Source organism: Rahnella sp. PCH160 (genome assembly GCF_047784855.1).
Taxonomy (GTDB): Bacteria; Pseudomonadota; Gammaproteobacteria; order Enterobacterales; family Enterobacteriaceae; genus Rahnella.
This window is the reverse complement of record NZ_JBLOGT010000001.1, coordinates 1,490,607-1,511,006: the sequence shown is the minus strand read 5'-3', so window position 1 is coordinate 1,511,006 and position 20,400 is coordinate 1,490,607. Positions and strand designations below refer to the sequence as shown.

Below are 20,400 nucleotides of genomic sequence, written 5' to 3'. Positions count from 1 at the left end.
TTCATTCTAACGATTATGCGTAAGCGTTACAATGTGACACCGCTTTTAAAGATCGCCAGTTCGCGGAAATCGTTAAGTTCGTTTTTGGCTTTACGGCCATCCGCGATCGCAACGATCAAATCCACAAACTCACCCAGCAGTTGATCCATGCTGACATCGTGGATCAGGCGTCCTGCATCGAAGTCGATCCAGTGAGGTTTTTTCGTCGCCAGTTCACTGTTCGTCGCCAGTTTTACCGTCGGCACAAAACCGCCGTAAGGCGTGCCGCGGCCGGTACTGAACAGCACCATATGACAACCGGCACCGGCCAGCGCGCTGGTTGCTACGGCGTCGTTGCCCGGCGCGCTCAGCAGATTCAGGCCCGGCGTCGTCAGGCGTTCGCCGTATTTCAACACGTCCATCACCGGGCTTTGCCCTGCTTTCTGCGTGCAGCCGAGCGATTTTTCTTCCAGCGTGGTGATACCCCCGCTTTGTTACCCGGAGACGGGTTCTCATAAATCGGCTGATTATGCTCGATGAAATACTGTTTGAAATCGTTGACCATGTGAACGGTCTTTTCAAACGTCGATTCATCGCGGCAGCGGCTCATCAGAATACGTTCCGCACCAAACATTTCCGGCACTTCGGTCAGCACAGAGGTGCCGCCGTTGGCGATCACGTAGTCGGAGAAACGTCCGAGCAGCGGGTTCGCGGTGATACCAGACAAGCCGTCAGAACCGCCGCATTCCAGACCAAATTTCAGCTCGCTGAGTTTACCGGTTTCACGTTTGTCATTACGCATGACGGCATACAGTTCGCGCAGACGCTCCAGACCGGCTTCCACTTCGTCGTCGAATTTTTGCAGCGTCATGAAACGCACGCGATCTTCGTCAACTTCACCCAGCGTTTCGCGGAACACGTCCACCTGGTTGTTTTCACACCCCAGACCAATCACCAGCACCGCGCCCGCGTTCGGATGGCGTACCATATTTTGCAGCATGGTGCGGGTGTTCACGTGGTCATCGCCCAGCTGCGAACAGCCAAACGGATGGGTGAACAGGAAGACGCCGTCGGTGCCTTCCGCGTCATGGGTTTCTTTCAGGAAACGTGACTGGATCTGGCGGGCAATTCCGTTCACGCAACCCACCGTTGGGATCAGCCAAATCTCGTTACGGATCCCGACCTGACCGTTTTTACGACGGTAGATCTGCACTTCGCGATCGGCCATTTGCTCCGGCAGGGTCGCAAATTCCGGCTGATACTGGTACTGATCCAGATCGCTGAGATTGGTTTTGCCGTTTTGTGAGTGAATATGCACACCTGGCTCAATCGCCGTCAGCGCATGACCAATCGGCAGACCGTATTTAACAATGTTTTCACCGGCCGCAATCGGACGCAGGGCAAACTTATGACCACGGACGACAGGCTGAGCCAGAACCACGGTATAACCGCCCGCATCGACCTGCTCACCGGCATCGATATCGCGAAGGGCTACAGCGACGTTATCGGCAGTATGAATTTGAATGATACTTTGCATAGTTGCTCTCTTAGCTGTAAGCCGCCAACGCATCGCGCATGCCACGGTCTTCAATCGCCTGCAGTTGTTCGGTGATTTTTGCCGTCAGTCCAGGGATCGTGTTCAGATCACGTCCCCAGTGTTCTTCATCGGCCAGCACGGTTTCCACCAGCCCGACCAGCGGCAGGTTACCACTGCGCACGCTTGCCCAAAGTTCGGAGAAACGACTCAGCCAGTGCGCATCGTCCTGCAACGGATAGGTTTCGCCGTTACGTTCGCCACGGTAAAACGCCAGCAATGCGGCCAGTGCGAAAGTCAGGCGCGGAGGCAGGATGCCATTCTTTTCCTGGCTCGCCAGCAGTTGCGGCAGAATTCGGGTGCGGTATTTAGTCATGCCGTTCAGCGCGATAGACAACAGCTGATGCTGAATGAACGGGTTGCGGAAACGGCTGAGCACTGCCTGAGCAAATGACGTCAGTTCGTCCTGCGGCAAATCCAGAACCGGAGAAATCTCTTCGGCAATGGCCAGTTCTACAAAGCGGCTGATTTGCGCGTCATTCATAGACTCACCAACGGTGTTCAGACCGGACAGAAACGCCACCGGCACCAGCGCCGTGTGCGCGCCGTTGAGGATCGCCACTTTGCGTTCTTTATACGGTTTGATGTCGTCAACCAGGCGGATGTTCAGCGGTAATTTGTCCAGACGCAGTTCCTGCGCCAGGCTTTTCGGCCCCTGGATCACGAACAGATAAAAGTGTTCGGCGCTGTCGAAGAAGCTGTCCTGATAACCGAGTTCTTCCTGCAGGCTGTCGATTTCGCTGCGCGGGTAACCCGTCACAATGCGGTCAACCAGCGTCGAGCAGAAGGTGTTGCTGTTTTCCAGCCACTGGGTGAACGCCGCCGGTAATGCCCACTGTTGTGCATAGCGTAGCACCAGTTCCTGCAAGGCTTTGCCGTTATAATCAATCAGTTCACACGGCAGCAAAACCCAGCCTTTATCAGCCGCGCCGGAGAAATGAGTGAAACGCTCGAACAGCAGACGGGTCAGTTTGGCCGGGAAACTGGCCGGTGGCGCATCGTTCAGGCTGTCGCTTTCGACATAGCTGATACCCGCTTCGGTGGTGTTAGAAAACACAAAGCGGATATTCGGATCGCGGGCCAGCGCCAGATATTCGTCAAACTGATGATAAATATTGATTTCGCGGTTTACGGAACGAATGATGCGCGTGTCGCGCACGGTTTCACCCTGCTCATTCAGGCCGCTGATGATCGTGGTGTACAGACCGTCCTGCGTACTCAGTGAAGGTGGGAAATCGGTATCAATCGGGCGAACGATCACGATACCGGCATCCAGATCGGTATGTTCATTCAGCAAATCTATTTGCCAGTCGACAAACGCCCGCAAAAAGTTGCCTTCACCGAACTGGATAATTTTGTCTGGATGTTGACGGCCTGGGAAGTCACGGCGATTTAACCTTTGCATCTCACATTCACCTTAATTTGGTCAGACGCCGGTCTTTGAGGACATCAGTTTGTCCCGTGGCCGTCGTTCTTTGTTGGGATAATAGTTTGTTATTTATGTATTTTATCAGGAGCGCAGGAATCTGCGCCCCGTCGTGCTTTTAGTTCAGTTCAATCTGGAAATACTGTTTGGCGTTATCGAAGCAGATATTTCTCACCATGCTGCCCAGCAGTTCGATATCTGCCGGCGCTTCACCCGCTTCCACCCAGTGGCCGATCATCTGGCACAGGATCCGACGGAAATATTCGTGGCGTGTATAAGACAGGAAACTGCGGCTATCCGTCAGCATCCCCACGAAACGGCTCAACAAGCCCAGATTGGCGAGCTGCGTCATCTGGCGTTGCATGCCATCTTTCTGATCGTTGAACCACCAGCCGGAGCCGAACTGCATTTTGCCCGGCATCCCTTCCCCTGGAAGTTACCGACCATGGTGCCGATCACTTCGTTATCACGTGGGTTCAGGCAGTACAGAATGGTTTTTGGCAGACCACCGGCCAGGCCCTGCGCGCCCAGCAGTTTTGACAGCGGTTCTGCCAGCGGCTGGTCATTGATGGAGTCGAAACCGACATCCGCGCCGATCAGCTGGAACATACGGGTGTTGTTATTACGCAGCGCACCAATGTGGTACTGCTGCACCCATTCGCGACGCTGATATTCAGAAGCCAGATACAGCAATACGCCGGTTTTGAACTGGGCAATTTCTTCAGACGTTGGCGTTTCACCGCTCAGGCGACGGGCGAGAATGCCGTCCAGGGTGGCGTCATCCGCTTCGCCGTACACAACGACATCCAGCGCATGGTCGGAAACTTTGCAGCCGTGCGCCGCGAAGTGATCCATTCGTTTTTTCAGTGCATCACGCAGATCGCTGAAACGGGTGATGGAAACGTCAGCCGCAGCTTCCAGTTTCTTCACGTAGTCAGCGAAAGTCGCGGCTTCAATGTTGAAGGCTTTGTCCGGACGCCAGCTTGGCAGCACTTTGATATCAAAACTGCTGTCTTGCGCGACGGCTTTATGGTGTTCCAGCGAATCGATCGGGTCATCGGTTGTGCCGACCATTTTCACGTTCATCTGTTTCATGATGCCGCGTGCAGAGAAGTTGTCCTGCGCCAGTAATTCATTACCGCGTTCCCAGATTTCGCCTGCTGTGGCCGGGGAAAGCAGTTTGCCGGTAATACCGAACGGACGACGTAACTCAAGATGCGTCCAGTGGTAAAGCGGATTACCGATGGTGTGAGGAACCGTCGCTGCCCACGCGTCAAATTTCTCGCGGTCAGTGGCATCGCCGGTACACATACGTTCAGGCACACCGTTGGTGCGCATCGCACGCCATTTGTAGTGATCGCCTTTCAGCCAAATGTCATACAGGTTTTTGAATTTGTAGTTCTGAGCAATCAGCTCAGGCGGCAAATGGCAGTGGTAGTCGAAAATTGGCTCATCTTTCGCGTAGTCGTGATACAGGCGACGTGCGAATTCAGTGTCGAGAAGGAAGTCTTCTGTTAAAAACTGCGCCATCTTAGGTTCCTCATCATGAAATCTGTAGAGTTGTCTCTCAATGGTGCGAAGTTATCACACCAATTCAGGTTGTCGTCCAGCTCTTTTTAGGGGTATGTGCCGGTAAAAGCAGGCAATTCACGGCCTAATAAACTCACTAACTCTCTGTAAAATAATAACGTTGAAGCCTTACTGCACGGGTGCTTATTATCCTCACAATCAGAGTGTCATTTTGTGATGTCACTCAAACTTTAAATCTGTATGACAGGTTATTTCGAACCCAACGTAACAAAACCCATTTCACCGCTTGCAGGTTCCTGACCTGTTTTCAGGCATCTCCGGCCCCGCCCCGGCTGCCATTCCTTTATACATTGACGCTTTTACGTTACCGAAAGCCTGTCTTGCGTCGGCATAACCCCCTGACATCCACTGTCAGGCCGAAATGTGATCAACTCGTAAAGTTGTTACACCAATTTAGTTTCAGTGATCCGGTCCGCAATGTTACTCCTTCACAAAAAAGTGTGAACAGGATCAACTAAAAAAACAGTTTTATGAGTAAATTCAATTAAATAAGTGTGTAGTTAAAAAAGTTAAGTAACCACACAATTTAAATGTGGTTTTGTGATGTCATTCAAATTTTAAATCTGTATGACAAGTTATCTTTGCATCGCCCGGACAAGAGCGTCAGAGATTACCTGCCACGTCCTTTCGCTGTTGCCCGGGCAAAACACTTCCCAGGCGCAATCAGCCCATGGCGAAGCAGTAATTCTGGTGTTCAGGAAGTTCATCGGACTCTTACGCACAGATAACAATAAACCAGTGCGTAAGCCATCGGGCAGCTCCCAGTGAAATCATCTGGCGGCGACGTTCCCGGAAAACACTTTTTAAGGAAAGCCAGAAGCCCGCGCTTATTCAGGCGGTGCGAGATACGCCATGACAGCGTGCGTTGTCATCGCCGGATTATTTACTGGGAGAGAGTTAAATGAGTAAGATTAAAGGGTTACGCTGGTACATGATCGCACTGGTGACATGTGGCACTGTATTAGGCTATTTGACACGTAACGCCATTGCTGCCGCAGCGCCTACGCTGATGAGCCAGCTGAACATCACCACACAGCAATATTCTTACATTATCGCCGCCTATTCCGCCTGCTATACCCTGATGCAGCCGGTTGCCGGTTATGTTCTTGACGTCATGGGGACGAAAGTCGGTTACGCCATGTTTGCCGTGATGTGGGCCATCTTCTGTATGGCAACCGCGCTGGCAAGCAGTTGGGGTGGTCTGGCTATCGCCCGCGGTGCTGTCGGTATGGCTGAAGCCGCAATGATCCCTGCCGGCCTGAAAGCCAGCAGCGAATGGTTCCCGGCCAAAGAACGTTCTATCGCCGTGGGCTACTTTAACGTCGGTTCTTCTATCGGCGGGATGATTGCGCCACCGCTGGTTGTCTGGTGCATCGTGATGCACAGCTGGCAGTTGGCCTTCATCATTACCGGTGCGCTGAGCCTGATCTGGGCAGTGAGCTGGCTGGTGTTCTACAAGCATCCTAAAGATCAAAAGAAACTCAGCAACGAAGAACGTGATTACATTCTGGAAGGTCAGGAAGCACAGCATCAGACTAACAACGGCAAGAAAATGTCTGCCTGGGAAATCCTGCGTAACCGTCAGTTCTGGGGCATCGCGCTGCCACGTTTCCTGGCTGAACCCGCCTGGGGCACATTCAACGCCTGGATCCCGCTGTTCATGTTCAAGGTATATGGCTTTAACCTGAAAGAAATCGCGATGTTTGCGTGGATGCCGATGCTGTTCGCTGACCTCGGTTGTATCCTGGGTGGTTACCTGCCTCCGCTGTTCCAGAAATACTTCAAAGTTAACCTGATCGTATCGCGCAAAATGGTGGTTACCATGGGCGCAGTCCTGATGATCGGCCCGGGTATGATTGGCCTGTTCACCAGCCCTTATGCAGCTATCGCGTTACTGTGCGTCGGTGGTTTTGCTCACCAGTCACTGTCCGGTGCGCTGATTACGCTGTCTTCTGACGTGTTCGGTCGTAACGAAGTGGCAACGGCCAACGGCCTGACCGGTATGGCGGCGTGGATGGCAAGTACCATGTTTGCGCTGGTGGTCGGTGCGCTGGCCGATACCCTTGGTTTCAGCCCGCTGTTTGCCGCTCTTGCAGTCTTCGATTTGCTTGGCGCTATCATCATCTGGACAGTGCTGCAGAACCGTTCAGCTGTTGAACCTGTTGCAGCGCCACTGAAAACCGCGAAAGCCTGATCCGCAAAATACAAACCCGGTGAAATCCTTTACCGGGTTTGTCTCTTTCTCACATTTCTCCCGTGCATTTGTGTCCGATGCACGGTGCATCAACCTTTCGTAAATCGTATACTGGCAGTTGTATAATAGGTTTGCAGGTCTGTCCGACACTCGCATCTTGCAGGTTTCACCACTTTTAAAGAGCATTCATATGGAATCCACAGACACCAGACGCCTTTATCAACAACTGGCTGCCACGCTCAAGGAACGAATCGAAACGGGTGTATACCCGGTTGGCGAAAAGTTACCGGCTGAACGCCTCATTTCTGATGAGATGGATGTCAGCCGCACCGTGGTGCGTGAAGCGATTATCATGCTGGAAGTTGAAGGTTATGTGGAAGTCCGTAAAGGCTCGGGCATTCATGTGATGTCAAATCAGCAGCGCCATCTGGTGGTGCCTGATAATGGTATTGAGTTTGGAACCGCCGGCCCGTTTGAACTGCTTCAGGCGCGTCAACTGATTGAAAGTAATATCGCCGAGTTCGCTGCCACGCAGGTCACGAAACAGGACATCATGCGCCTGATGGAAATTCAGGAGCACGCCCGTCAGGAAGATCGTTTCCGCGATTCAGAATGGGATTTGAAATTTCACGTTCAGGTGGCACAGGCCACGCAGAATACTGCGTTGTCGACCATCGTTGAAAAAATGTGGAGCCAGCGTTTGCATAACCCTTACTGGCGCAAACTGCATGAGCACATTGATGAGAAGTCGATCGAAAGCTGGTGTGAAGATCACGACCTTATTCTAAAGGCGCTGATTCGCCGGGATCCGCATGCGTCGAAACTCGCCATGTGGCAGCATCTGGAAAACACCAAACAAATGCTTTTCCGCGCAACCACCGATGATTTCGAATTTAACGTAGACCGTTATCTCTATTCAGAAAACCCGGTAGTGCATCTCGATCAACCGCTGCTCAATACTAAATAAATTCCCTTTAAGGCCGGTTATTTCCCCCAACCGGCCTTTTCTGCACAACAGCTTTAATTCGCTTATTCCTGTCAGACACTGTCGAGTAGTGTCAGCCAATGTAAAACCCTTTTCCATAACGTGCGCCAGACTTAAATGATCAGTCTCAACGCGCTATATTTACCTGTCTGAGCTATTGTTATTTTGTTACAGTTAGACCACTTTTTTTACCCGTTTACGTTGCATGAAACAGCCTGATGTAACGCGTAAACCCCCAATGAATTCAAAAACCAGATAGCCCGCCAGGGAAATGGCGACCTTATCAGCTTACAGGCCGCGTCGAGACATATACTCCGCTGATGTCAATGCTGACCCACTGAAAATGATGGAGTTTTACACGACAGATGGAAATTATCAGCTCGCTTATCGATGCCCTCTGGCAACAAGACTATGTCACCCTGGCCAACCCGTCTCTGGTCTGGGCGCTGTACCTGATTTTATTCATGATTATCTTTCTGGAAAACGGTTTACTGCCTGCGGCCTTTTTACCCGGCGACAGCCTTTTGATCCTCGTGGGTGTATTGATTGCCAAAGGTGCCATGAATTTCCCGCTGACAGTTTTCCTGCTGACGACCGCCGCGAGCCTCGGCTGCTGGCTGAGTTATGCGCAAGGTAAATGGCTGGGAAACACCCGAATAGTGCAAAGCTGGCTGGCGCATTTGCCGGTGCAATATCACGAACGCGCGCACGCCTTATTTCATAAACACGGGCTTTCAGCGCTGTTAGTCGGCCGTTTCCTGGCCTTTGTCCGTACCCTGCTGCCCACAATTGCCGGTTTATCGGGCCTGAGCAACAGCCGTTTTCAGTTCTTCAACTGGGTGAGCGGACTGCTCTGGATCCTGATCCTGACCTCTTTGGGGTATTTCCTGGGCAAAACACCGCTGTTCCTGAAATACGAAGATCAGGTGATGAACTGCCTGATGCTGCTGCCGGTGCTTTTGCTGGTCGGCGGGCTGGTCGGTTCCATCGTCGTTCTGTGGCGTAAAAAGCACGCTGACCGCCAGAACAAAGGCAAAAACGCATAATGAACCGCCTGTTGAGAAAGCATTCATTTATCTGGCCAGCGTTATTTATTCTGCTGGCCGCAGCGGCCATGATCGGGCTGGCGATATCACGTCTTCCGGCACCGGCCAATACCTTGCAAATCCGCCCGACACGTTCCGGCGTGGCATTGCCTGACGGCTTTTATGTCTACCAGAGCCTGGCTGAGCGCGGGATTCACATCAAAAGCATCACTCCGCTGGAGGATGGCTTGGTCGTCCAGCTCGATTCCGCCGCACAACGCAAGATGGCAGAAGCAGCATTACAGACCATTTTACCTGCGGGCTTTGAGATTCAATATTGCGAACCCCCACACACCAAAGCCTGGCTGACCAAACTGGAGCGTGATCGTTTAAAGTTTGGGTAACTGACGGCGGATTTGTCTGATGTCACGACCTATATTGTTAGTGATATGATTTAAATGTTAGTTATTCAAAAAATCTATATTCACGGAAATAAGTGCCACAATCACTTAACCATCAAAAGGAAGCCCGACGATGAAAATCACTTTGTCTGCACTGGTTTTAGCCCCTGCATTGCTATTCACTACAGCCAGCTTTGCGGCTCCTCAGCCAGAAAGTTGCGTGACGAAACAGCACGAAATTCAGAAACAAATCGATGAAGCCCGCCTGCACAAAAACGAAAACCGCGTTGACGGTTTGGAAAAGGCACTGCGTGAGAATAAATCGCACTGTACCGATGCGGGGCTTAAAGCCGAAAATCAGAAACGTGTCGAAGAAAAACGTGAAAAAGTCCGCGAACGTGAGCAGGAATTGAAAGAAGCTCAGACGAATGGCAATCACGAAAAGATCACCAAAAAGCAGCGAAAACTGGAAGAAGCACAGTCTGAACTTAAACAGGCTCAGGGTCTGTAATCCGCTTTCTTAAAGCGCCTGATGGGCGCTTTAATGCGGGATCTTGCTTTTTGAAACAGACAATTCGCATTTGCGATCACCTGAATATCCGCTATGTTAAAAGTTCGAATCAGTTAACGTATGGAGTGACTTACACATGGCTAGTAATACATCAGAACAACTGCGCGCTGAATTAAAGTCATTGGCAGATACGCTGGAAGAAGTTCTTCAGACCTCTACCGATAAGTCGAAAGCTGAACTCGATAAGTTACGCGGCAAAGCAGAATCCCTGCTGAAAGACACCCGCGAACGGCTGAGCGACACGGGCGATAAAATTGCCACCCAGACCAAAGAAATCGCCGGCAAAGCCGATGATTACGTACATGAAAAACCGTGGACTGGCGTCGGTATTGGTGCCGCTGTCGGTGTTGTGATTGGCGTTCTGTTAGCCCGTCGCTGATTATGCCTGAACCGATAAAATCGCCACCACAAGGGCCGGGCAAAGGACTTTTTGATATCGTTTCACGGATTGCCGCCGTCGTTGTGGGCATGGTTGAAACGCGTATCAGGCTGGCCGTTGTTGAGCTGGAAGAGGAAAAGGCCAATATTTTCCAATTGCTGCTCATGGCTGGTATTACCCTGCTTTTCACCGCCTTTGGTCTTATGAGTTTGCTGGTTTTCCTTTTCTGGGCGATTGATCCGGCGTATCGCCTGATCGCGATCGGCACGGCGACCGGTGTTCTGCTGTTCCTTGCTGTGGTTCTGGGCGTGATGACGCTGGCAAAAGCCAAACGTTCAACGCTTTTGAGCCTCACCCGCAAACAACTGGATATCGACCGGGCGTTGCTGGAAAAGGATGACACTCTATGAGTATCCCAAACCGTGCTATCGAGAAAGTCAGACTTCTGCGCCAGATTGAGCTACAGCGCGCCGAGCTGTCTGAAGCAGGTTCTGACTGGCTGGATGCCACAGCGAAAATTGATCGCGGCTGGGTGAAAATCGTGGATATGCGTAAGTATCTGGTCGTCGGTTCCAGCCTGATTGCCGTTTATGGCATCCGCCACCCCAGCAGCATTGTGCGCTGGTCACGGCGGGCATTTGGCATCTGGGGCACCGTCCGGCTGTTTCGCAAGACGTTCGCCAGCAAATAAGCTTAGCGACTTTCACATCAAAGGGTCGGGTGATTATTCATCCGACCCTTTTCTTTTTGAATAACAAGCCTTCCTCCGTTCAATTTATTTGAATCATTCCAACAGTTTTACTTGCTAACAAAGCGTAATCGTTCGACTTATTATCTCACCATCAACTGATGCGGTAACGGCGAGAAACATTTTCTGACCGGGCCGGTAACACTTTAAGCTCAATTTGAGCACACTACGTTTTTGGAGAAGAAAATGACTAAGTTACAAGACACCGCTTTACTGGTTGCCCGTATCCTGATGCCCATTCTGTTTATCGTTGCTGGCTGGGGCAAAATTAACGGTTACACCGCAACTGCGGGTTACATGACGTCCATGGGCGTTCCAAGCTTCTTCCTGCCCCTGACTATCTTGTTAGAATTTGGCGGCGGTCTGGCAATCCTGTTCGGTTTCTTCACCCGTACTACGGCGCTGATCACAGCCATCTTCACCATCCTGACGGCGCTGATCTTCCACACTGATTTTGCACAGGGCGTGAACCAGATGATGTTCATGAAAAACCTGTCCATCGCTGGCGGTTTCTTCGTCCTGTTCGCTTCAGGCCCGGGCGCATTCAGCATCGATCGTCTGATCAAGAAAAACTGGTAATCGCTGCTCCGGCACCAGGGCGCTGTAACCAAGCTATAATTAGATAAGACAATAAAAAGCACCTGCAGGGCGATGTGATTAATCACCTCGCCCTTTTTTAATTCTGAAAGATCACTGACAGTAAGGAAAATATCATGGGACAACTGGTCGAAGGCAAATGGCAGGACACCTGGTATGACACCAAATCGACAGGCGGTCATTTCAAACGTTCTGCGGCGCAGTTCCGTAACTGGATCACACCCGATGGCGCCCCTGGCGAGCACGGCGTCGGCGGTTTTACCGCTGAGCGTGACCGCTACCATCTTTATGTTTCACTGGCTTGTCCTTGGGCACACCGGACACTGCTGATGCGTGCCCTGAAAGGGCTCGAAGACATCATTCCCGTCTCCGTCGTTCATCCGCTGATGCTGGAACACGGCTGGACATTCGGCACCGATTTCCCGGCCGCCACCGGCGATGATTTGTATCACCTGAATTACGCGTATGAAATCTATCTGCGTGCGCAGAATGATTACACTGGCCGCGTGACCGTGCCGATCCTGTGGGACAAAAAACAGCAGACGATTGTCAGCAACGAATCCGCCGACATCATCCGTATGTTCAACAGCGCTTTTGATGCCGTCGGTGCCAAAGCGGGTGATTATTACCCGCAAAACTTACGGTCTGAGATCGACGCGATTAATGAGTGGGTGTATCCGCAAATCAACAATGGCGTTTATAAAGCCGGTTTCGCCACCTCTCAGGACGCTTACGACGACGCCGTGAGTGGCGTGTTTGAGGCACTGGAACGTGCTGAGGAATTACTGGGGAAACACCGTTACCTGACCGGTAATAAGCTCACCGAAGCCGATCTTCGTCTGTGGACCACGCTGGTTCGCTTTGACCCGGTCTACGTCACGCATTTTAAATGCGACCGTTACCGCATCAGCGATTATCCGAATCTGTACGGCTTCCTGCGCGATATCTATCAGATGCCGGGAATTCGTGAAACCGTGGATTTCGCACACATCCGCAATCACTATTTCCGCAGTCACGCCACGATAAACCCGTACGGGATTATTTCTACCGGGCCGGCGCAGGACTTAGATTCGCCACACGGCCGCGATACCCGCTTCAGTTAATCATGCAGACTTCTTCCCCTATCACAAAGGGGAAGAATGCCCGTCACGTTGATTCACTTCGCTTCGCGCGTTGCCAGCAACCGTGGAATTTCGCGCAGGAACCAGGCTTTTGCCTCGCCCATGCTGTCGCGCCGCCACGCCATAATGATGTCTATTTCACGCTTATATTCTGCACTGACGACCCGCAAACGCCCTTCGGCAATATCCTGTTCGACCATCGGATACGGCATCGTCGCGACGCCTAATCCGGCCAGCAGCGCTTTGCGTTTTTCTTCGAGGGTACTGACCGTCAGACGTTGTTGCTTATCGAGCAATTGCACGGTGAGCACCGGCCGTTCACGCGCCGTATCCGCCACCGCAATCCCACGATATTTTACGCGACTGACTTCTGAGAGCGGCTCGGCCTCCAGATGAATCGGATGATCCGGCGCAGCCACGTAGACGCTGAACAGCTTGTAAAGTTTGCGGCTGTTAATTTCGGTCGAGGAACGAAAATGCATATCGGGCGCGATAACAATATCCGCACGTCCCTGCTCAAGACGCTCCCACGCCCCGCCAGCACTTCGGTAATCAGCGAAACCTGTGTGTTGGCTTTCAGCGCCAGCTTTTCAATCAGCGGAAATAATTGCACAGCCGGAGATAAGGCTTCGCAAACGATCGTGATGTGCGTTTCCCAGCCACGCGCAAGCGCTTCGGCGTCGACGGTGAGTTTGTCAGCGGCTTCGAGCAGCACACGGCCACGCTCAAGCAGCATCCGGCCCACATTGGTGAATTTTGTCCGATGACCTGAGCGGTCAAATAACACCACGTCCAGCTCTTCTTCCAGCTTTTGCATGGTGTAGCTCAACGCAGACGGGACGCGGCCCAGCTCATCTGCGGCGGCGGCAAAACTTCCTCTGCGGTCAATCGCATCCATGACCCGTAAGGCTTCCAGTGTGAGTGCGCGATCCTTAGCCATTCTTTTCTCTGTCAGGAAATTTGAATATAGCGACCAGATTAACTGGCTAACAATCACACGTCCAGACGCTTACCATTTATACATCGAAATTTTTAAGAGAGGCGACCGCCATGATCACCAGCAGAACGGCAAAAGAGTGCGGCACCGCTGACTTTGGTTGGCTGCAGGCACGTTACACATTCTCCTTCGGACATTACTTTGATCCGAAGCTGATGGGCTATGCGTCGCTGCGCGTGCTGAATCAGGAAGTGCTCTCGCCGGGTGCCAGTTTCCAGCCACGCACTTATCCGCGCGTTGATGTTCTGAATCTGGTTTTGCAGGGTTCGGCGGAATACCGCGACAGCGAAGGTAACAGCGTGCGGGTGGAAGCCGGTGAAGCCGCGCTGCTTTCCACGCAGGCAAACGTCAGTTACAGCGAGCTGAATACCCGTGCTAACCAGCCGCTGACCCGCATGCAGTTATGGCTGGATGCCTGCCCGGAACATGAAAATCCGCTCACCCAGAAAATGACGCTGCCGGATGCGAAACATTTCCTGCTGGCGTCGCCGGACGGCGAAAACGGCAGCCTGCAACTTCGGCAAAATGTCTGGATACATCATCTGGATTTAAAACCGGGTGAACAGATTTCCCTGCCGATCCGCGGCCCGCGGGCGTATCTGCAATCGATTCACGGACAAGTCGATGCGCTGGGTGCCATCGGCCACCAACCGCAAAAACTGGCGTGCGGCGACGGAGCGTTTATTCATCAGGAAAACAGTCTGACCGTTTCCGCCAGCACGCCGCTGCGCGCATTGCTGATCGACATGCCGGTTTAACAGTCGCAGACAACGGATTGGCGGATTTTGCGGATAGCAGAAAGGCGAAAGCCCGCGCAGTTTCCTGCGCGGGCTTTCTTTTTGACGAGGGAGTTGACCGTTAAGCCGGGTTCTGTCGTGGACAGTCATTCGTCTAGGCCAGCAATCGCTCACTGGCTCAAGCAGCCTACCCGGGTTCAGTACGGGCCGTACCATGTGAACCCCTATTTGGCCTTGCTCCGGGTGGAGTTTACCTTGCCACGAACTGTTGCCAGCCGCGCGGTGCGCTCTTACCGCACCCTTTCACCCTTACCTGATCCCACTTGCGTGGGCCATCGGCGGTTTGCTCTCTGTTGCACTTGTCGTAAGCTCGCGCTTCCCAGGCGTTACCTGGCACCCTGCCCTATGGAGCCCGGACTTTCCTCCCTCCACCTGTCTCCCCGAAAGGGACGGCAGTGAAGCGGCGACTGTCTGGTCAACTCCGCGGCGGATAATAGGGTATTACGCCCTATTTGTCACCCTCTTGCTCATCAAGCGCATATTTATACAACGCGTTCTTCTTCACGCCGTGGATTTCTGCGGCCAGCGCAGCGGCCTTTTTCAACGGTAATTCTTTTTGCAGCAGCGCGAGTGTACGCAGGGCTTCAGCAGGCAACGCTTCCACATCCACTTTATGGCCTTCTACAATCAGCACCATTTCACCGCGACGGCGGGTTTCCACTTCCTGTACCCACGCCAGCAGTTCACCGACCGGCGCGCCGTGAATGTTTTCCCAGGTTTTGGTCAGTTCGCGCGCCAGCACCACATAACGCTGCGGCCCCCAAACTTCGACCATATCCTGCAAGCTGTCGATCAGGCGATGCGTGGATTCATAGAAGATCAGCGTGCGCGGTTCTTCGATCAGCGCCAGTAAGGTGTCTTTGCGGGATTTGGTTTTGGCAGGCAGAAACCCTTCGTAACAGAATCGGTCAGAGGGCAAACCGGCGGCACACAGCGCAGTAATGGCGGCACAAGCGCCCGGTAAAGGAACGACGCGGATCCCGGCTTCGCGGCAACGGCGCACGAGGTGATACCCCGGATCATTGATGAGCGGCGTACCGGCATCGGAAACCAGCGCGATAGTCTGGCCGCTCTGCAATTTCGCCAGTAAATGCTCGGCTTTCTGCTGTTCGTTGTGGTCATGCAACGGATACATTTTGGCGCTGATCGCGAAGTGTTGCAGGAGCAATCCGGTATGGCGGGTGTCTTCTGCGGCAATCAAATCTACACTGTTGAGAACGGCCAGCGCGCGTTGGGTAATATCCCCTAAATTGCCAATTGGCGTCGGTACGATATACAGCGTTGAGGCAGAAATATCTGCTTGATCGTCTTGATTCATTGTTTCATCCGGATTGCCGATTTAATATTGAGCATCTTGAAAAAACATCACTGGAAACTGAATGCCTTCCTCAATGACTTTTCGTACCCGTTCGGGACGTTTACTCCCTGCCATCATCGTGGCTATGCTTCTCGCCAGCTGTTCCGGTCAGGCGCCGCAGGCACCGACTGAAAGTGTTCAGGGTGCAGCGTCCGGCAGCTCTGATTATTATCTGCAGCAGGCACAGCAAAGCGGTGATGATAACAAGGCTGACTGGCAATTGCTTGCAGTCCGTGCCCTGATACGTGAAGGCAAAGTGCCTCAGGCCGCCGAACAACTTGCCAAAGTACCGCAAAATCTGACGGCGGCACAAACGGTTGAACAGCAGCTGACCAGTGCAGAAGTTCAGGTTGCCCAGAAGAATTATCCGGCAGCAGCCACCAGTTTGAACCAGGTAGACCCGGCCAAACTGAACAATGACCAGAAAGCCCGTTACTACCAGGCGCAAATCGATGCCAGCCAGGGCCGCACCAGTCTGGGGCTGATTCGTGCTTATATTGCGCAGGAGCCGCTGTTACAGGGCCAGCTACACCAGACCAATATCGACGAAACGTGGACAGCGCTGACGAAAATGTCTCCGCAAGATGTTAACAGCATCGTAATTAACGCTGATGAAAATACCCTGCAAGGCTGGCTGGATTTACTGAGTGTCTGGCAGAGCAACAAGCAGGATCCTGATTTGCTAAAAGCCGGTATCAAAGACTGGCAGCGCCGTTATCCGGTCAACCCGGCGGCCAAAACCCTGCCGACGCAGCTCAACAACGTGCTGACTTTCCAGCCAGCCTCTACCGGTAAAATCGCGCTGTTCCTGCCAATGAGCGGGCCGGCACAGGTTTACGGTAATGCCATTCAGCAGGGTTTCAATGCCGCGATGAGCGGTCAGGTCAGTCAGGCCACGCCACAACCGGCAACGCCAGCCGATCCTAATGCGCAGCCGCAAACGACGCAGGCAGATCCAAATGCCGCGGTCAGCACTTCCGCACAGGATGCCGCCGCGCAACCGCAAACCACACCCGCACAGCCCGCAACGGTTGCCGCTCCCGTAATCAGCAGCAATGCGCAGGTGAAAGTCTACGACACCAACGGCCAGCCTCTGGCGGCGTTACTGACGCAAGCTCAGCAGGATGGCGCAACACTGGTCGTCGGGCCACTGCTCAAAGATCAGGTGAATGAACTGGGTAACACCCAGACGCCTCTGAATGTTTTAGCGCTCAATCAGCCAGAAACTGAGAAAAACAGTCCGAATATCTGTTACTTTGCGCTCTCGCCGGAAGACGAAGCACAGGATGCGGCCCGTCACATGTGGGCAGAACAAAAACGTTCGCCCCTGTTGCTGGTTCCGCGCGGTGCCTTCGGTGACCGTATTGCGCAGGCTTTTGCTAATGAATGGCAGAAACTGGGCGGTCAGACCGTCCTGAAACAAGGGCTGGGTTCTGCGGGTGAATTACGCTCATCGATTGGCAGCGGTATTCGTCTGACCGGTACGCCAGTCACCACCAGTGACAGCGCGGCTCCGGCGCAGGCACAGGGCGTGACTATTGGCGGCATCACCATTCCGGCACCGCCGACCGATGCACAGATTGTTCAGGGCAGCACTGGCGGCGCGGTGGATTCCGTTTACGTCGTGGCGACTCAGGGCGAACTGACGCTGATTAAACCGATGCTGGATCTGGCAGTTAATGGCCGTTCTCATCCGTCCGTTTACGCAAGTTCACGCAGCTATCAGGCGGGAGCTGGCCCGGATTATCGTCTGGAAATGGAAGGCGTAGAATTTAGCGACATTCCTTTACTGGCGGGCTCCAACCCTGCGCTGATGCAGCAGGCCGCAGCGAAATTCGGCAACGACTACTCGCTGGTTCGTCTTTATGCAATGGGGATTGATGCCTGGAGTCTGGCAAATCACTTCTCACAAATGCGAACTCTGCCGGGCTTCCAGGTCTCCGGCAGCACCGGCGATTTAAGCGCCAATGCCAACTGCGTTATCCACCGCAAACTGCCGTGGCTGCAATACCGTCAGGGCTCGCTGGTTCCGGTTTCTTCGTAAGAAACACTGGTAACTGGCGCAGAGGAAACGGAATTCTCCATACCAAACAAGTACAAGGACGTACTGATGATTAATTTTTTGTCGAAAACGCGCTCGTGCGGAGCCGAATACGAGGCTTACGCGCGACGCTATCTCGAAAGAGCCGGGTTAACCTTTGTGGCGGCCAACGTGGCCTGTCGTGCGGGTGAAATTGACCTGATCATGCGTGACCAGCAAACCTGGGTGTTTGTTGAGGTTCGCTACCGACGCAATGCAAATTTTGGCGGCGCGGCGGCCAGCGTCACGCGTCAAAAACAGCAGCGCTTGTTACGCGCAGCCTCTTTCTGGCTTGCAGGACACAATGCAAGCTTTGACACATCATCTTGCCGTTTTGATGTCATCGCCATCACCGGCAGCCAGTTAGAATGGCTGCCCGATGCGTTCAATGCGGAATAAATATTACGACGACTGACTGGACGAAAACCCGTGCTGGATAGAATCAAAGTCTGCTTTACCGAAAGTATCCAAACCCAGATTGCAGCGGCTGAAGCCTTGCCTGACGCGATTTCCCGTGCCGCGATGACGCTGGTGCAATCGCTGCTCAACGGCAACAAAATCCTGTGCTGCGGTAACGGCACCTCTGCGGCAAACGCCCAGCATTTTTCCGCTAGTCTGATTAATCGTTTTGAAACTGAACGTCCCAGCCTTCCTGCAATCTCACTATGTGCAGACAATATTGTTTTGACAGCGATTGCCAATGACCGTCTGCACGATGAAATCTATGCCAAACAGGTGCGCGCTTTAGGTCAGGCTGGCGATGTTTTGCTGGCGATTTCTACCCGCGGCAACAGCCGTGATATTGTCAAAGCCGTTGAAGCAGCGGTCACCCGTGATATGACAATCGTCGCATTAACGGGTTATGACGGCGGCGAACTGGCGGGTTTACTGGGGCCTCACGATGTTGAGATCCGTATTCCCTCACATCGCAGCGCCCGCATTCAGGAAATGCACATGCTCACAGTAAACTGCCTCTGTGACCTGATAGATAATACGCTGTTCCCACACCAGGACGATTAAGGAGATCCAATGAAGGCGAGCCCTCTCTTTGCTGTATTGTTAAGCGCCCTTCTGTTGCAAGGCTGTGTTGCGGCTGCAGTTGTTGGTGCAGCCGGTGTTGCAACCAAAACCACCACTGACCCGCGTACAGTCGGCACTCAGGTTGATGACAGCACGCTGGAAGCGCGTGTTTCCAACGCGATAAGCAAAGATAAACAACTGAAAGACGAGGCCCGGATTGTCGCGACCGCGTATCAGGGCAAAGTGCTGTTAACCGGTCAGGCACCGTCCGCTGATATGGCCTCCCGAGCAAAACAAATTGCGATGGGCGTCGAAGGCGCAACGGAAGTGTATAACGAGATCCGCACCGGCAAACCGGTCAGCATGGGCACCGCCTCTGTCGATACGTGGATCACAACGAAAGTTCGCTCGCAGTTGCTGACCAGCGATTCCGTTAAATCTTCTAATGTTAAAGTGACGACCGAGAACGGTGAAGTGTTCCTGCTCGGCCTGGTAACGCAGGAAGAAGGGAAATCAGCGGCGGGGATCGCAGCCGGTGTCAGTGGCGTGAAACACGTGACGACAGCGTTTACCTACGTTAAATAATTCGGCCAGTTAACGTAAAAAGGACAGCCCAGGCTGTCCTTTTTTACGCGTGAAAATTGACTCGAATCAGTGAAGCTTATGCTCTTGCAGAAAAGATTCTCCGCCGAGCTGGGTCATTTGTCTCAGGATCCACTGCTGGCGACGAAGCACGTAGGCTGACGGCGCGTTGACCTTAAACAGGTGCGGATTCGGCAATACAGCTGCCAGTAATGCCGCCTGTGAAGCCGTCAGGCGGCTGGCGGGTTTATGGAAGAAATGCTGTGAGGCCTGCTCGACGCCGAATACGCCGTCGCCAAACTCAACAATGTTCAGGTAAACCGTCAGAATCCGGCGTTTTGTCCATACCGTTTCAATCCCCACAGTCAGCCCCGCTTCCAGCCCCTTTCTTACCCAACTTCGCCCATCCCACAAAAAGAGGTTTTTCGCCGTCTGCTGGGAAAGCGTCGATGCACCGCGCATTTTGCCGCCGTCTTTATCCAGAACCGACTGAATGGCATCCACGTCAAACCCCCAATGTTCGGGGAATTTCTGATCTTCTGCCGCCATCACTGCGAGTGCCATTGGCGCTGAAATCTCGTTCATCGGCACCCAGTCGGAATGCGCGACATACCCGAAATCACCGGTGAGCCACGCAGATATCTGCCGCTCAACCATCACAGCGGAGAAGGGAACGGGCAAAAAAGCAAAAAGCACGATGCCCGCGACCCATAAGCTAAGCAAAAGTATTACGGCACGTTTAAGCCACAATAGCGGTTTTCCCCAAATACCTTTTCCAGCAAATTTCTTCATTCTGCAGTTTCCACAACACATCTGACCATCTAATCAATCCCAACGGGTGCCCGACAACTCAGGCTAGCGAAATGCTCCACAATCTTGCTAACAATTGTGCGAAAAATTGTAACTCTTCTCTAAAAAATCCCATGTGAAATTCCGTTTTGATCACTGGCATCAATG

Annotated in this window: 18 protein-coding genes, 1 other RNA gene and 3 pseudogenes; 15 read left to right on the top strand and 7 right to left on the bottom strand. The window is 52.9% G+C overall.

Annotation, left to right across the window (positions count from 1 at the left end; translation table 11 throughout):
• Positions 1-26: 26 nt before the first annotated feature.
• The 3 genes and pseudogenes from ACM5QY_RS07005 to uxaC all read right to left on the bottom strand — a co-directional run bounded on the left by ACM5QY_RS07005 (position 27) and on the right by uxaC (position 4,529).
• A pseudogene (locus tag ACM5QY_RS07005) lies at positions 27-1,516 on the bottom strand (UxaA family hydrolase).
• A gap of 10 nt (positions 1,517-1,526) precedes the next feature.
• Positions 1,527-2,978, bottom strand: a complete 1,452-nt coding sequence (locus ACM5QY_RS07000; RefSeq protein ID WP_416119873.1) for a tagaturonate reductase — start codon at positions 2,976-2,978, stop codon at positions 1,527-1,529.
• Positions 2,979-3,117: 139 nt separating this feature from the next.
• A pseudogene (gene uxaC / locus ACM5QY_RS06995) lies at positions 3,118-4,529 on the bottom strand (glucuronate isomerase).
• Positions 4,530-5,490: 961 nt separating this feature from the next.
• Between uxaC and ACM5QY_RS06990 the strand changes: the two are divergent.
• From ACM5QY_RS06990 to ACM5QY_RS06945, 10 genes are all read left to right on the top strand, one after another.
• Positions 5,491-6,783, top strand: coding sequence for an MFS transporter (locus ACM5QY_RS06990; RefSeq protein WP_416119872.1), 1,293 nt, complete (start codon positions 5,491-5,493; stop codon positions 6,781-6,783).
• Positions 6,784-6,973: 190 nt separating this feature from the next.
• On the top strand, positions 6,974-7,750 hold the full coding sequence (exuR, locus tag ACM5QY_RS06985) for a transcriptional regulator ExuR (RefSeq protein WP_416119871.1): 777 nt from the start codon (positions 6,974-6,976) through the stop codon (positions 7,748-7,750).
• Between the two features lie 383 nt (positions 7,751-8,133).
• Positions 8,134-8,814 carry a DedA family protein gene (locus ACM5QY_RS06980; protein ID WP_416119870.1) on the top strand — a complete coding sequence of 227 codons (681 nt, stop codon included), beginning with the start codon at positions 8,134-8,136 and terminating at the stop codon, positions 8,812-8,814.
• On the top strand, positions 8,814-9,197 hold the full coding sequence (gene mzrA, locus ACM5QY_RS06975) for an EnvZ/OmpR regulon moderator MzrA (protein ID WP_416119869.1): 384 nt from the start codon (positions 8,814-8,816) through the stop codon (positions 9,195-9,197). The genes ACM5QY_RS06980 and mzrA overlap by 1 nt, the downstream gene beginning before the upstream one ends.
• Before the next feature lie 130 nt (positions 9,198-9,327).
• Positions 9,328-9,705, top strand: coding sequence for a DUF1090 domain-containing protein (locus tag ACM5QY_RS06970; RefSeq protein WP_416119868.1), 378 nt, complete (start codon positions 9,328-9,330; stop codon positions 9,703-9,705).
• Between the two features lie 136 nt (positions 9,706-9,841).
• A complete protein-coding gene (locus tag ACM5QY_RS06965; RefSeq protein WP_416119866.1) occupies positions 9,842-10,144 on the top strand; it encodes an ElaB/YgaM/YqjD family protein in 303 nt (100 codons plus the stop codon).
• 2 nt (positions 10,145-10,146) lie between these two features.
• Positions 10,147-10,554 (top strand): phage holin family protein, encoded by a 408-nt coding sequence (locus ACM5QY_RS06960; RefSeq protein ID WP_416119864.1) that lies wholly within the window; start codon positions 10,147-10,149, stop codon positions 10,552-10,554.
• Positions 10,551-10,835, top strand: a complete 285-nt coding sequence (locus tag ACM5QY_RS06955) for a YqjK-like family protein (protein ID WP_416119863.1) — start codon at positions 10,551-10,553, stop codon at positions 10,833-10,835. Before ACM5QY_RS06960 ends, ACM5QY_RS06955 begins: the two co-directional genes overlap by 4 nt.
• Positions 10,836-11,078: 243 nt before the next feature.
• Positions 11,079-11,471, top strand: a complete 393-nt coding sequence (locus tag ACM5QY_RS06950) for a DoxX family protein (RefSeq protein ID WP_101074992.1) — start codon at positions 11,079-11,081, stop codon at positions 11,469-11,471.
• A 134-nt stretch (positions 11,472-11,605) separates the two neighbouring features.
• A complete protein-coding gene (locus ACM5QY_RS06945; RefSeq protein WP_416119861.1) occupies positions 11,606-12,592 on the top strand; it encodes a glutathione S-transferase family protein in 987 nt (328 codons plus the stop codon).
• Between the two features lie 53 nt (positions 12,593-12,645).
• Here ACM5QY_RS06945 and ACM5QY_RS06940 read toward each other — a convergent pair.
• Positions 12,646-13,550: pseudogene (locus ACM5QY_RS06940) on the bottom strand (LysR family transcriptional regulator).
• Between the two features lie 110 nt (positions 13,551-13,660).
• On the opposite strand from ACM5QY_RS06940, the gene ACM5QY_RS06935 reads away from it, so the two are divergent.
• A complete protein-coding gene (locus ACM5QY_RS06935; protein WP_416119860.1) occupies positions 13,661-14,365 on the top strand; it encodes a pirin family protein in 705 nt (234 codons plus the stop codon).
• Between the two features lie 85 nt (positions 14,366-14,450).
• Here the strand turns inward: ACM5QY_RS06935 and rnpB are convergent.
• Both rnpB and rsmI read right to left on the bottom strand, forming a co-directional pair.
• An RNA gene (rnpB, locus tag ACM5QY_RS06930) (RNase P RNA component class A) lies at positions 14,451-14,827 on the bottom strand.
• 25 nt (positions 14,828-14,852) lie between these two features.
• On the bottom strand, positions 14,853-15,722 hold the full coding sequence (gene rsmI / locus ACM5QY_RS06925) for a 16S rRNA (cytidine(1402)-2'-O)-methyltransferase (RefSeq protein ID WP_416119859.1): 870 nt from the start codon (positions 15,720-15,722) through the stop codon (positions 14,853-14,855).
• Between the two features lie 61 nt (positions 15,723-15,783).
• Here rsmI and ACM5QY_RS06920 point away from each other — a divergent pair, with 61 nt between their 5' ends.
• The 4 genes from ACM5QY_RS06920 (at position 15,784) to dolP (ending at position 19,446) form a co-directional block, all read left to right on the top strand.
• A complete protein-coding gene (locus tag ACM5QY_RS06920; protein ID WP_416119858.1) occupies positions 15,784-17,805 on the top strand; it encodes a penicillin-binding protein activator in 2,022 nt (673 codons plus the stop codon).
• 66 nt (positions 17,806-17,871) lie between these two features.
• Complete coding sequence (locus ACM5QY_RS06915; RefSeq protein ID WP_416119856.1) at positions 17,872-18,240, top strand: YraN family protein; 369 nt, start codon at positions 17,872-17,874, stop codon at positions 18,238-18,240.
• 30 nt (positions 18,241-18,270) lie between these two features.
• The gene (gene diaA, locus ACM5QY_RS06910; protein ID WP_104924280.1) at positions 18,271-18,861 is read left to right on the top strand and encodes a DnaA initiator-associating protein DiaA; all 591 of its coding nucleotides are present in this window, start codon (positions 18,271-18,273) and stop codon (positions 18,859-18,861) included.
• A 9-nt stretch (positions 18,862-18,870) separates the two neighbouring features.
• Complete coding sequence (dolP, locus tag ACM5QY_RS06905) at positions 18,871-19,446, top strand: division/outer membrane stress-associated lipid-binding lipoprotein (RefSeq protein ID WP_416119855.1); 576 nt, start codon at positions 18,871-18,873, stop codon at positions 19,444-19,446.
• Positions 19,447-19,512: 66 nt separating this feature from the next.
• Here the strand turns inward: dolP and mtgA are convergent, their stop codons facing one another.
• Positions 19,513-20,235 (bottom strand): monofunctional biosynthetic peptidoglycan transglycosylase, encoded by a 723-nt coding sequence (gene mtgA, locus ACM5QY_RS06900; RefSeq protein ID WP_416119854.1) that lies wholly within the window; start codon positions 20,233-20,235, stop codon positions 19,513-19,515.
• Positions 20,236-20,400: the final 165 nt, after the last annotated feature.

Coding starts and splice junctions, on each gene's coding strand:
- ACM5QY_RS06915 (WP_416119856.1), top strand. CDS start 17,872: ATGATTAATTTTTTGTCGAAAACGCGCTCGTGCGGAGCCGAATACGAG.
- ACM5QY_RS06965 (WP_416119866.1), top strand. CDS start 9,842: ATGGCTAGTAATACATCAGAACAACTGCGCGCTGAATTAAAGTCATTG.
- ACM5QY_RS06970 (WP_416119868.1), top strand. CDS start 9,328: ATGAAAATCACTTTGTCTGCACTGGTTTTAGCCCCTGCATTGCTATTC.
- dolP (WP_416119855.1), top strand. CDS start 18,871: ATGAAGGCGAGCCCTCTCTTTGCTGTATTGTTAAGCGCCCTTCTGTTG.
- mzrA (WP_416119869.1), top strand. CDS start 8,814: ATGAACCGCCTGTTGAGAAAGCATTCATTTATCTGGCCAGCGTTATTT.
- rsmI (WP_416119859.1), bottom strand. CDS start 15,722: ATGAATCAAGACGATCAAGCAGATATTTCTGCCTCAACGCTGTATATC.
- ACM5QY_RS06960 (WP_416119864.1), top strand. CDS start 10,147: ATGCCTGAACCGATAAAATCGCCACCACAAGGGCCGGGCAAAGGACTT.
- ACM5QY_RS07000 (WP_416119873.1), bottom strand. CDS start 2,978: ATGCAAAGGTTAAATCGCCGTGACTTCCCAGGCCGTCAACATCCAGAC.
- ACM5QY_RS06980 (WP_416119870.1), top strand. CDS start 8,134: ATGGAAATTATCAGCTCGCTTATCGATGCCCTCTGGCAACAAGACTAT.
- exuR (WP_416119871.1), top strand. CDS start 6,974: ATGGAATCCACAGACACCAGACGCCTTTATCAACAACTGGCTGCCACG.
- ACM5QY_RS06990 (WP_416119872.1), top strand. CDS start 5,491: ATGAGTAAGATTAAAGGGTTACGCTGGTACATGATCGCACTGGTGACA.
- mtgA (WP_416119854.1), bottom strand. CDS start 20,235: ATGAAGAAATTTGCTGGAAAAGGTATTTGGGGAAAACCGCTATTGTGG.
- ACM5QY_RS06945 (WP_416119861.1), top strand. CDS start 11,606: ATGGGACAACTGGTCGAAGGCAAATGGCAGGACACCTGGTATGACACC.
- ACM5QY_RS06920 (WP_416119858.1), top strand. CDS start 15,784: ATGCCTTCCTCAATGACTTTTCGTACCCGTTCGGGACGTTTACTCCCT.
- ACM5QY_RS06950 (WP_101074992.1), top strand. CDS start 11,079: ATGACTAAGTTACAAGACACCGCTTTACTGGTTGCCCGTATCCTGATG.
- ACM5QY_RS06935 (WP_416119860.1), top strand. CDS start 13,661: ATGATCACCAGCAGAACGGCAAAAGAGTGCGGCACCGCTGACTTTGGT.
- ACM5QY_RS06955 (WP_416119863.1), top strand. CDS start 10,551: ATGAGTATCCCAAACCGTGCTATCGAGAAAGTCAGACTTCTGCGCCAG.